The organism is Candidatus Acetatifactor stercoripullorum (genome assembly GCF_944382095.1).
Lineage (GTDB): Bacteria > Bacillota > Clostridia > Lachnospirales > Lachnospiraceae > Acetatifactor > Acetatifactor stercoripullorum.
In genome coordinates this window covers 1-11662 of sequence record NZ_CALWMU010000059.1, presented here as the reverse complement: position 1 = coordinate 11662, position 11662 = coordinate 1, and the positions used below count along the sequence as shown (strand labels likewise).

Annotated in this window: 9 protein-coding genes; all 9 read left to right on the top strand. The window is 51.7% G+C overall.

The features are described 5' to 3' along the window. The first annotated feature begins 325 nt into the window (after positions 1 to 325). Positions 326 to 2101 (top strand): single-stranded-DNA-specific exonuclease RecJ, encoded by a 1776-nt coding sequence (recJ, locus tag SHK35_RS13310; RefSeq protein WP_318710143.1) that lies wholly within the window; start codon positions 326 to 328, stop codon positions 2099 to 2101. A gap of 20 nt (positions 2102 to 2121) precedes the next feature. Next, positions 2122 to 3024 (top strand): 1-phosphofructokinase, encoded by a 903-nt coding sequence (pfkB, locus tag SHK35_RS13305; RefSeq protein ID WP_318702619.1) that lies wholly within the window; start codon positions 2122 to 2124, stop codon positions 3022 to 3024. A gap of 462 nt (positions 3025 to 3486) precedes the next feature. Further along, the gene (locus SHK35_RS13300) at positions 3487 to 4950 is read left to right on the top strand and encodes a UDP-N-acetylmuramoyl-L-alanyl-D-glutamate--2,6-diaminopimelate ligase (RefSeq protein WP_318710141.1); all 1464 of its coding nucleotides are present in this window, start codon (positions 3487 to 3489) and stop codon (positions 4948 to 4950) included. Between the two features lie 14 nt (positions 4951 to 4964). Beyond that, complete coding sequence (gene priA / locus SHK35_RS13295; protein WP_318710139.1) at positions 4965 to 7223, top strand: replication restart helicase PriA; 2259 nt, start codon at positions 4965 to 4967, stop codon at positions 7221 to 7223. A gap of 33 nt (positions 7224 to 7256) precedes the next feature. After that, positions 7257 to 7745, top strand: a complete 489-nt coding sequence (def, locus tag SHK35_RS13290; protein ID WP_318710138.1) for a peptide deformylase — start codon at positions 7257 to 7259, stop codon at positions 7743 to 7745. A gap of 11 nt (positions 7746 to 7756) precedes the next feature. Next, the gene (gene fmt, locus SHK35_RS13285; protein WP_318702615.1) at positions 7757 to 8737 is read left to right on the top strand and encodes a methionyl-tRNA formyltransferase; all 981 of its coding nucleotides are present in this window, start codon (positions 7757 to 7759) and stop codon (positions 8735 to 8737) included. A 13-nt stretch (positions 8738 to 8750) separates the two neighbouring features. Beyond that, positions 8751 to 9470, top strand: coding sequence for a zinc metallopeptidase (locus SHK35_RS13280; RefSeq protein WP_318710137.1), 720 nt, complete (start codon positions 8751 to 8753; stop codon positions 9468 to 9470). A gap of 2 nt (positions 9471 to 9472) precedes the next feature. After that, positions 9473 to 10870 carry a 16S rRNA (cytosine(967)-C(5))-methyltransferase RsmB gene (gene rsmB / locus SHK35_RS13275; protein ID WP_318710136.1) on the top strand — a complete coding sequence of 466 codons (1398 nt, stop codon included), beginning with the start codon at positions 9473 to 9475 and terminating at the stop codon, positions 10868 to 10870. Between the two features lie 13 nt (positions 10871 to 10883). Beyond that, a partial coding sequence (gene rlmN, locus SHK35_RS13270; protein ID WP_318710135.1) for a 23S rRNA (adenine(2503)-C(2))-methyltransferase RlmN occupies positions 10884 to 11662 on the top strand: 779 nt, incomplete at its 3' end.

The following is an 11662-nucleotide window of genomic DNA, read 5'->3' as shown; positions in this document are numbered from 1 at the left end:
ATGGGGAAGTGGAAATGAGTGAAAGACTAAAATCTACTTTTACCTATTCAAAGTGGAAATAAACTTTTCACTTCAGGCTGCAGAATATGAATCTGACAAAGGACGGTTTGTATTTGCTTCTGCATCCTTTTCGTGTTACAATGTCAGGTAATTGCGAAACTCGCTGACAAAGTCACGAACCTGGTCATAATAACCAAAAACGGGTTCCGAAGCAGTGGCTAGTCACCCTTATTTTGGTTATTACGCCCAGGTTCTGATACCATGGAGTGGGTCTCGCAATTACCTATTACAATGTCCGGGAAAATTAAATTTGTGAAGCTTCGGAATGGAGATTAAGATGGAAAAATGGCTGGTGGCTGCCAAAAGGGCAGATTTTGACAAGTGGGCCAGGGATTTTCACATCAGTCCTGTAACGGCCAGAATTCTGCGAAACAGAGGCCTGACTGATGAGGAACAGATTGACATGTTTTTGCATGGAACCCTTAAGGACTGTCATTCTCCCTGGCTTTTAAAGGATATGGAAAAGGCGGTGCAGGCTCTCTTGGAAGCGGCTGCCGGGGGCACTGCCATACGTGTGATCGGTGATTATGATGTGGATGGAATCTGTTCCTCTTATATTCTCACCAAGGGGCTGCAGATACTGGGGGCAAAGGTAGATACCGCCATTCCCCACCGGGTTCATGATGGGTATGGTTTAAATGAGCATTTGATCCGGCTGGCAAAACAGGATGGCGTCCAAATGATTGTGACCTGTGACAATGGGATAGCGGCGGCGCCTCAGATTAAACTGGCGAAAGAGCTGGGAATCCAGGTGATTGTGACAGACCACCATGAGGTTCCCTTTCTTCAGGAGGATGGGCGCAAAAAGGAGCTTCTTCCTCAGGCCCTGGCGGTGGTGGACCCCAAGAGAGAGGAGTGCGTCTATCCCTTTTCTGGCATCTGCGGAGCTGTGGTGGCCTACAAGCTGATGAAAGCCTTATCTGAGAGGGTGGACAGTGAAGCGCTTTTAGATGCCATGGAGGAGTTTTTGGAATTTGCAGCGCTTGCCACGGTGTGCGATGTGATGGAGCTTAAGGATGAAAACCGGATTCTGGTAAAAGAGGGACTTAAGAGAATGCGCCAGACAAGGAATCCGGGCCTGAGAGCGCTGATAGAGGTAAACGGCATTCTGCCCCAAAAGCTGTCCGCATATCATCTGGGATTTGTGGTGGGGCCCTGCTTAAATGCTACCGGCAGGCTGGACACGGCAAAAAGAGCGCTGGAGCTTTTGCAGAGTAAAGAAAAGACGGAGGCTATGAGCGCCGCCAGGGAATTGAAGGAATTAAATGACAGCAGGAAAAATCTCACCCTCAAGGGGGTGGAGGAGGCTGAAAGATATATTGAAGAAAGAGGAATCCACAAGGACAAAGTGATGGTGATCTATCTGCCCAAGGTGCATGAAAGTCTGGCCGGAATCATTGCGGGACGGATTCGGGAAAAATATTACAGGCCGGTATTTCTACTCACCAGGGGGGAAGAGGGCGTGAAAGGCTCCGGCCGGTCCATAGAGGCTTATCACATGTATGATGCCATGACAGAGGTGAAGGAGCTTTTCACAAAATTTGGCGGACACAAGCTTGCGGCAGGATTTTCCATGCGGGAGGAGGATATTGAGCCGCTGCGCCAGGCGCTGAATGAAAAAAGCGGTCTGGGGGAGGAGGATTTGATTCCCCGGGTACATATTGATGTGCCCATGCCCTTAGCCTATGCAGATGAAGCCCTGGCAGAGCAGCTGGAGCTGTTAGAGCCCTTCGGGGTGGGAAATCCCAAGCCCTTATTTGCCCAAAAGGACCTGATCTTTTTGTCCGGCTATAAAATGGGAGAGAACAAAACCTGTGCCAGATACCGGGTGAAAACCCCGGAGGGGAAAAGCTTTCCGCTGGTATTTTTTGGAGATCTTCTGCAGTTTGACTCCTTTTTGGAGGAAAAATACGGCCCTGGCGCAAAGGAGGCTCTTTATTGTGGAAATGCTTCCTTAAGCGTGTCCGTGGCTTATCAGCTAGGCATAAATGTCTATCGAGGGAAAAAGGAAATGCAGTTTATTATGCAGCATTACTGCTGATCAGGAAAGGATAGAGAGATATGATACTGACTGTTACTTTAAATCCGGCCGTGGACAAAACCTGCCAGATTGCCAGGCTTCTGCCGGGGGAGGTGAACCGTCTGGAAAAAACCTTCAGCGTGGCGGGAGGGAAAGGAATCAACGTAACCAAGATACTCAGGCAGTTTCATCTTCCGGCGGCCGCCATGGGATTTCTGGGAGGCTACACCGGAAGAATGATAGAGGACGCCGTTATGGAGCTGGGAGCGGAATGTCATTTTACGAGAATTCAGGGAGAAACCAGGACCAATGTGAACCTTTTGGGGGCGGACGGCTATGTGACGGAGCTGCTCGAGCCGGGGCCTGAGATTTCCAAAGAGGAGCTTGCAAATTTTAAAAAGGAATTTGAATATTGCCTGGAGCAGTCCTCCCTTGTGGTGCTCTCCGGCAGTGTGCCGAAGGGAGTGCCCGCAGACATTTACGGAGAGCTGGCTGCACGCTGCAGAGCGGAAGGCAGAAGGGTGATATTGGACACCTCGGGGGAGCTTTTGCGGGAAGGTGTGAAGGAAAAGCCCTATATGATAAAGCCCAATAAGAGAGAGCTGGAATTTCTGGCGGGCTGCAGGCTGCCGGACCAAGAAGCGGTGGAAGAGGAGGCAAAAAGGCTGGCGGAGCAAGGCGTTTGCAAGGTGGTGGTGTCCATGGGAAGCAGGGGAATTCTCTATGTGGATCGGGAACAGACCATTTTTGAACCGGCAAAGGATGTGAAGGTTTTAAATACAGTGGGCTGCGGCGACAGTGTGGTGGCTTCTATGGCCATGAGCGAGCAGGCCGGGGAGGAGCCTTCCATGGCATTAAAAAAGGCGGCGGCGCTTTCTGCTGCCAATGCGGTGACCCGCGAAAGCGGGAAGATTCCTATGGACGTGTATTTGGAGCTGTTATAGGCTGTTTAGATTTATTTTATGGTTTTCTCACATTTTAAACACAGAATAGACACAATTTTCTTTTATTGTATATTACAGATAGTTGATGAACTCACTATCTCCCCCCCTCATAAGAAAAGCGAAAGGGCTCCGGCTTGCCGGGGCCCTTTCACTTTGCGGGTGCGCTTTGCAGCGTGCCTTGTGACAGCGGACATTTTACAGGCGCCCGCTGTTTTTCAATTAATTTATATTTTTTTAGATTTTCATTATAGAATGGACACACTTTAGACACAATTATCTTTTATTCTGTATTACAGATAGTTGATGAACTCACTATCTCCCCCCCTCATAAGAAAATGTAAAGAAGCTCCGGCGGTGCCGGGGCTTCTTTACATTTTAGGGGTGGTAGAATCCGGCAAAATGGAGTAAAATATAAAAGTATATTTTGTGTGCAGAGATTGTGCGGAAAGGCTGGTAGGGAAAATGGAGCTGAAAAAGCTGCTTGAAGGAATCCAATACGAATGTGTGCAGGGAGACGTACAGAGGGAAGTGACAGAGGTGGTTTATGATTCCAGAAAAATAAGCGCCGGCTGTCTTTTTATCTGCATAGAGGGAGCAAATTTTGACGGACATGACTTCGGCGCAGAGGCCCTCTTACGGGGAGCGGCGGCTTTGGTGGTATCCAAGGATATTCCAGGGCTGGAAAATTCGGATGCGGTGGTAATTCGGGTGGAGGATACCCGGTATGCCATGGCATTTATTTCTGCGGCGTATTTTGGGCATCCGGCAGATCGGCTGAAGGTGATCGGCATTACTGGAACCAAGGGAAAGACCACCACCACATATCTGGTGAAATCCATTCTGGAGCACGCAGGCTACAAGGTGGGACTTGTGGGCACCATTGAGACTATTATAGGAGATACTCATATCCATGCGGAAAACACCACGCCGGAATCCTATCTGCTGCAGGAGTATTTTGCCAGAATGGTGAAAGAGGGACTGGACACCGTGGTCATGGAGGTGTCCTCTCAGGCGCTGATGCTTCACAGGACCCAGGGGTTTGTGTTTGATTATGGTATTTTTACCAACTTAGAGCCGGATCACATCGGACCTAACGAGCATGCAAGCTTTGAGGACTATCTGGCCTGCAAGAGGCTTTTGTTCAGACAGTGTAAAGTAGGGATTGTAAACGGGGACGACAGTCATTGGCAGCAGGTGGTGGAGGGGCATACCTGCGTTCTGGAAAGCTATGGAATGGGAGAGGAGTGTATGCTCCGGGCAGAGAATCTAAAGCTTTTGCATAAGCCGGGGGAGCTGGGAGTTACCTTCCAGATCCGGGGGCTTATGGATTTTCAGGTGGAGGTTCCCACCCCCGGCCAGTTCAGCGTATACAATGCCCTGGCGGCTGTTGCCATCTGCCGTCACTTTCAGGTGGAGAAGGAGGATATCAGGGAAGCCCTGCTGGCCGCAAGGGTCAAGGGCCGTATTGAGATGGTGAAGGTTTCGGATCAGTTCACCCTGTTAATTGATTATGCCCATAACGCTATGGCCCTGGAGAGCCTTTTAACCACGCTGCGGGAATATAATCCCCACCGTTTGATCTGTCTGTTTGGCTGCGGAGGGAACCGTTCCAGACAGCGGCGCTTTGAGATGGGGGAGGTCAGCGGCAGGCTGGCGGATCTGACCATTATTACTTCGGATAATCCCAGGTATGAGGAGCCCCAGGCCATCATAGAGGATATCAAGACGGGCATGGCTAAGACCAATGGGAAGTATGTGGAGATCTGCGACAGAAAGGAGGCCATTGCCTATGCCATAGCCCACGGTGAACCGGGGGATATTATCGTGCTGGCAGGAAAGGGGCATGAGGATTACCAGGAGATCAAGGGCGTAAAATATCCTATGGATGAGAGGGATCTGATTGCGGATATTCTGGCAGGCCGTTAAAGAACGGAGGAGAAATGACGAAAGAGCAGTATGCGGATGTGATTGTGGATATTTCCCATGAAAAGCTTGACAGACCCTTTCAGTACCGGGTTCCGGAAAAGCTTTTGGGAGCTCTTGCGCCGGGTATGTGTGTGGCGGTTCCCTTCGGAAAGGGAAACAGGCTGATCAACGGTTACGTGCTTTCCTTGAGCGGAGACTGTAGATTTGATCCCGGGAAAATCAAGGATATTGCGGGAATCGTAAAGGGCGGCGTGGCGGCCCAGGATAAGATGATTCTTCTGGCGGACTGGATGCGGCGAAACTACGGTTCTACCATGATACAGGCCCTTAAGACGGTGCTTCCGGCAAAGAAAACGGTGGGGCGTTTAGAGCATAAATATCTGGTGCGTCTCCTTGGCAGGGAAGAAATATTGTCTCTTCTGGGGGAGAGCATCCGTAAAAAGCAGACAGCTAAGGAAAGACTTTTGCGGGAGCTGGCAGAACGGGAGGAGATACCCTACGGGGAGGCTGTGGGAAGCCTGGGAGTATCGCCCTCCACCATAAGCAGTCTGGAAAAGGCGGGAGCAATCCGGGTGGAAAGCCAGAGACTGTTTCGCAATCCGGTAAAGCTCACCAGACCCAAAACGCAGCTTCCGGCCCTGAGCGCCGGGCAGCAGCAGATTGTGGATCAGGTGATCTCGGATTTTGACAAGGGAGAGAGGGGCACCTATCTGGTACATGGAATCACAGGAAGCGGAAAGACGGAAGTGTATATGCAGTTGATTGGGGAAATGCTTAAGAGAGGAAGGCAGGCCATTGTGCTGATTCCGGAAATCGCATTGACCTATCAGACACTGCTTCGTTTTTTTACCCGGTTTGGAGACCGGGTGAGCGTATTGAATTCCACCTTGTCCCTGGGGGAAAAATATGATCAGTGCGAGCGGGCTAAAAACGGGGAGATCGATGTGATCATCGGTCCCCGTTCCGCCCTGTTTACGCCTTTCCCTAACATTGGTCTGATTGTGATCGATGAGGAGCATGAAAGCAGCTACAAAAGCGAAAGCTCACCCAAATATCATGCCAGAGAGACCGCCATTGAGGTGGCCAGGCTTCATGGGGCCAGTGTAGTGCTTGGTTCGGCTACGCCCTCTTTAGAGGCATATTATCGTGCCAGGAAAGGGGAGTACGGGCTTTTTACCTTAAAGGAGAGACTGACGGGCGGGGCCCTTCCCCAGATTCATACGGTGGATTTGCGAAAGGAGCTTAAGGAGGGAAACCGCTCCATTTTCAGCAGAAAGCTCCAGACGCTTCTGGCCGGAGGCCTTGAGAGGGGTGAGCAGAGCATTCTCTTCTTAAACAGGAGAGGCTATGCGGGATTTGTGTCCTGCAGGGCCTGTGGATATGTGATGAAATGCCCTCACTGTGACGTGTCTTTGTCGGAGCATAAAAACGGTCTGCTGATCTGCCATTACTGCGGCTTTCAGAGACCGAAGCCTGCAGGCTGTCCCCAGTGCGGCTCTAAATATATCATGGGCTTTCGGGCGGGCACCCAGCAGATCGAAGAGAAACTAAAGGAGCTGTTTCCTGGGGTGCGGACGCTGCGCATGGATGGGGATACCACGAAAACAAAGGACAGCTATGAGAAAATTTTGTCGGCCTTTGCTGCCGGGGAGGCGGATGTGCTCATCGGAACCCAGATGATTGTAAAGGGCCATGATTTTCCAAGGGTGACGCTGGTGGGAATTCTGGCGGCGGATTTGTCCCTGGGCGCGGCGGATTACAGAGCCGGGGAGCGCACCTTTCAGCTGCTCACCCAGGCTGCCGGGAGAGCGGGCAGGGGGACGCTTCCCGGACAGGTGGTAATCCAGACCTATCAGCCGGAGCATTACGCCATACAAAGGGCGGCGGCCCAGGACTATGAGGGCTTTTACCAGGAGGAAATTCTTTACAGGGAGCTGATGGGATATCCTCCTGTATGCCACATGCTGGCGGTGCAGATTTTTTCCAGAGAGGAAGAGGGAGGAAAGAAGCTGGCCGGGCAGCTGGCACAATGGGCCGGGGGGCTTGGATGGGAGCAGGATTCCAAAGAGAAGGGGATGGGGCTTCGCATCATTGGGCCTGCCCCTGGGGCAATCGGAAGAATTAATGATATTTTTAGATTTGTTTTCTATGTGAAACATGAAAATTATGATAAACTGGTACAGATAAAGGATTTGCTGGAAGAAAAGCTGGAAACATGCCGACCGCTGCGGGAGAGTGTGCAGTTTGACTTTGATCCGGTGAATGTGCTGTAGGCGGACTGCCAAAGCTTGGAAAGGGAGGATAAGATGGCCATCAGGAATATCAGAGAAATGGGAGATGAGGTTCTCTCAAAAAGATGCAAGGAAGTGACTCAGATGACGCCCCGTGTCAGGGAGCTCATTGAGGATATGCTGGAAACCATGTATGAGGCGAATGGCGTGGGGCTTGCGGCGCCCCAGGTGGGAATATTAAAACGAATCGTTGTGATCGACGTGACGGGGGAGGACTCGCATATTCTCATTAACCCCAGAATTGTGGAGAGCAGCGGAGAGCAGACTGGACATGAGGGATGCTTGAGCGTTCCCGGAAAATATGGCATTGTGACCAGGCCAAGCTATGTGAAGGCTGTGGCGCTGGATGTGAATATGAAGGAGTTTGAGCTGGAGGGAACGGAGCTTTTGGCCAGGGCTATCTGCCATGAGCTGGATCATCTGGACGGACATCTCTATGTGGAGAAGGCCCAGGGCGGCCTTCGGGATGTAGGGGATGAAGAGGAAGAAGAGGAAGAGATATAAGGAGCGGCACAATGAAGATTGTTTTTATGGGAACGCCGGATTTTGCGGCGCAGGCGCTGGAGGCGCTGATAGAGGCCGGACATGAGGTGGCGGCGGTTGTGACGCAGCCGGATAAGCCCAGGGGAAGAAGCGGAGAGCTTAAATTTTCGCCGGTAAAGGAGTGTGCGCTGCGCCATGGAATTTTTGTGTTTCAGCCGGAGCGGATCAAAAGACCGGAGGCGGTGGAAACCCTTAAAAGCTTTGCTGCAGATATTTTTATTGTGGCGGCCTATGGACAGATTCTTTCTCAGGAGATACTGGATATGCCGCAGTTTGGCTGTGTGAATATTCACGCTTCTCTGCTGCCTAAGTACAGAGGCGCTTCCCCCATACAGCATGCCATTATCCGGGGGGAAAAGACCACCGGAATTACAATCATGCAGATGGATGCAGGGGTGGACACGGGGGATATGCTCTATCAAAGGGAGCTTCCCATTTCCCATGAGGACACCTTTGAGACCCTTCATGACAAGCTGAAGGTGCTTGGGGGAGAGGCGGTTGTGCAGGCTCTCGACCTGCTTGAGAAGGGAGAGCTTTTTCCTAAAAAGCAGGCGGAGGAGGAAAGCTCCTACGCCCCGTTGATCGACAAAAAAATGGGCTGCATCGACTTTGGAAAATCTGCCTGTGAAATTGACAGACTGATCAGGGGTATGACGCCATGGCCCAGTGCATATACTTTTTACCATGGAAAGCAGCTGAAAATCTGGAAGGCGATTCCGAAGGGGCCGGATGGGGCGTTTCAGGGTTCAGACAGCGCGTCCCGGGAACCGGGCGGGGCGGCGTACGCTCCGGGAGAAATTGTAAAGGTGGAAAAGGATCATATCAGTGTGGCTACAGGCCAGGGATTTTTAGAGGTTTACGAGCTGCAGCTGGAAGGGAAAAAAAGAATGCAGGCCCGGGATTTTCTCCTGGGGGTGCGGATGAAGCCCGGCGAGAGGCTTGGGCAGGAATAAAGGAGTTGACGCTATGTATTACGGAATGGGATATTATGGTTTTATGTGGGACCCCACCTATTATCTTGTGATTATCGGCATGCTGCTTTGTCTGGGGGCCAGCGCCCTTGTGAACAGCACTATGCGCAAGTATGCCAGGGTGCGGAACATGAGCGGCATTACAGGGGCTGAGGCGGCCCGCCGTATTTTGAACAACGAAGGGCTGTACAATGTACAGATTGAGTGCCTGAGCAGAGGAAGCGGAGACCATTATGATCCACGCACCAACACGGTGCGCCTTTCCCAGCAGAATTATAACGGCGTGTCTGTCACCGCTGTGGGAGTGGCTGCCCACGAGTGCGGACATGCTATCCAGCACGCCAAGGGATATGCGCCCCTTTCCATCAGAAGCGCTCTGGTTCCCGTGGTGAATATCAGCAGTACCCTGGGAATTCCCCTGATTCTGCTGGGGGTGCTTCTGAGCTGGAATCAGACCCTGATTCAGATTGGCATCTGGGCCTTTGCCCTTTCTGTGCTGTTTCAGCTGGTGACCCTTCCCGTGGAGTTTAACGCCTCAAGGAGAGCGGTGCAGAAGGTGGAGCAGTACGGTCTTTTGACCTCTGTGGAAAATGCAGGCTGCAAAAAGGTGCTTACAGCGGCGGCGCTGACCTATGTGGCGTCTGCTGCGTCCTCTATCCTGCAGCTGCTTCGACTGGTGCTTTTGTTTGGCGGAAACAGAAGAAGGGACGATTGACCATGGGAGAAAACACAAGGGAGATTGTGCTTGATACCCTGCTGGAGCTTGAGAAGGGAAGAGAGTATTCCCATCGGCTTATAAAGGCGGTTTTGGATAAATACGATTACCTTGCGGCACGGGATAAGGCCTTCATCAAGCGCCTGACAGAAGGAGTTTTGGAGAGGCGTCTGGAATTTGACTATTATCTGGATCATTTTTCCTCGGTTCCGGTCAGAAAAATGAAGCCTCTGATCCGCAATCTCTTGTATCTGAGCCTCTATCAGCTGCTTTATATGGATGGCATTCCGGACAGCGCCGTGTGCAATGAGGCCTGCAGGCTGGCGGCAAAGAGAGGCTTTCAAAATCTGAAGGGCTTTGTAAATGGGGTACTTAGAAGCATAGCCCGCCAAAAGGACAGCCTGCCTCTTCCGGATCAGGAAACCCAGAGGGATTTGTATGACTCCGTAAAATATTCCATGCCCCTTGAGATTACGAGGATGTGGTTTGAGGAATACGGAATTACCGTGACAGAAAGGCTGCTTGAGGGATTGCTTAACATTCATCCGGTATCCCTGCGCTTTCGCATGGGACTTTCAGCAGAGGAGAGAGAAGGCTGGGTGGAAAGGATCAGGGAGAGCGGCGCAAGGATAAAAGAAAGCCCCTATCTGCCCTATGCGTATACAGTGGAGAACACGGAGAGCATTGCCGCGCTGCCCGGATTTTCCCAGGGGGTGTTTACCGTCCAGGATGCAAGCTCCGCTCTGGCGGTGGAGGCGGCTGGCATCGGACCAAAGGATTTTGTGGTGGACGTGTGTGCGGCGCCCGGGGGAAAAACCCTTTTGGCCGCTGAGCGGGCCAAAAGGGTGCTTGCCCGGGATGTGTCGGAGGCCAAAGAAGCGCTTATTTTGGAAAACGCAGAGCGTATGGGGGCAGAAAATATTACGGTTCAGGTGTATGATGCCACTCATACGGACGAGGCGCTTTTGGAAAAAGCGGATGTACTTTTTTTGGACGTGCCTTGTTCGGGGCTTGGCGTTTTGGGAAAAAAGCGGGATATCAAATATCATGTAACTAAAGAGAGCATGGCAGAGCTTGAAAAGCTTCAGAAACTGATATTTGAGAAAAGCTGGGGGTATGTAAAGCCGGGGGGAACCCTGGTGTACAGCACCTGCACCATACATAGAGGGGAAAATGAGGATATGGTACGTTATATTACGGAGCATTTTCCCTTTGAGCCGGAAAGCATAGAGCCCTTTCTGCCCCAGGCGATTTTGCGTCAGAGAGAACAAATCCGCCTTCAGGCAAAGGGAGGGGATTTAAAGCTGACCCAAAAGGAGGCTTCGGCCTGCATACAGCTTCTTCCCGGATACATGGAGACGGACGGATTTTTTATCGCCCGTTTCAGACGCACAAGATAAGAAAGGCATTCCCATGACAGAGAAAAAAGATATCAAATCGATGACGTTCACTGAGCTTACGAAAGAGCTGTCGGACTTTGGAGAGAAGCCATTTAGGGCCAGGCAGATGTATGACTGGATGCACAAAAAGCTTGCATCCTCTTTTGAAGAGATGACCAATCTCTCAAAGGACTTTCGGGAAAAATGCAGGGAGAGATATACCTACACCACCCTTGAGGCAGTGCGGGTGCAGGAGTCAAAGGCAGACGGCACGAAAAAATTTTTGTTCCGTCTCATGGACGGCAATCTGGTGGAAAGCGTGTGGATGCGGTACAGACACGGCAACAGCGTGTGTATTTCTTCCCAGGTGGGCTGCCGGATGGGATGCCGATTCTGCGCTTCCGCCTTAAACGGCCTAGAGCGCAGCCTGACGGCTTCGGAAATGCTGGAGCAGATTTATGCCATCACCAGGCTTACCGGGGAGCGGGTCTCCAATGTGGTGGTGATGGGCATGGGTGAGCCTCTTGACAACTATGACAATCTGGTGCGGTTTCTCAGGCTGCTGACCGATGAGAACGGCCTGAACATCGGCCAGCGCAGCGTCACGGTGTCCACCTGCGGCCTTGTGCCAGGGATGCGGCGGCTGGCCGGGGAGGGGTTACAGATTACCCTTGCCCTTTCCCTGCACGCGGCTACGGACGAAAAAAGGCGCAGTCTGATGCCTGTGGCAAATCAGTATTCCATACAGGAGCTGATGGAGGCCTGCAGCTATTATTTTGAAAAAACGGGACGAAGGATTACCTTTGAGTACAG

What these genes read in the sequence shown, in the direction of transcription:
- SHK35_RS13300 (WP_318710141.1), top strand. Translation starts at nt 3,487, where the DNA reads ATGGAGCTGAAAAAGCTGCTTGAAGGAATCCAATACGAATGTGTGCAG.
- def (WP_318710138.1), top strand. Translation starts at nt 7,257, where the DNA reads ATGGCCATCAGGAATATCAGAGAAATGGGAGATGAGGTTCTCTCAAAA.
- SHK35_RS13280 (WP_318710137.1), top strand. Translation starts at nt 8,751, where the DNA reads ATGTATTACGGAATGGGATATTATGGTTTTATGTGGGACCCCACCTAT.
- fmt (WP_318702615.1), top strand. Translation starts at nt 7,757, where the DNA reads ATGAAGATTGTTTTTATGGGAACGCCGGATTTTGCGGCGCAGGCGCTG.
- priA (WP_318710139.1), top strand. Translation starts at nt 4,965, where the DNA reads ATGACGAAAGAGCAGTATGCGGATGTGATTGTGGATATTTCCCATGAA.
- rsmB (WP_318710136.1), top strand. Translation starts at nt 9,473, where the DNA reads ATGGGAGAAAACACAAGGGAGATTGTGCTTGATACCCTGCTGGAGCTT.
- recJ (WP_318710143.1), top strand. Translation starts at nt 326, where the DNA reads ATGGAGATTAAGATGGAAAAATGGCTGGTGGCTGCCAAAAGGGCAGAT.
- pfkB (WP_318702619.1), top strand. Translation starts at nt 2,122, where the DNA reads ATGATACTGACTGTTACTTTAAATCCGGCCGTGGACAAAACCTGCCAG.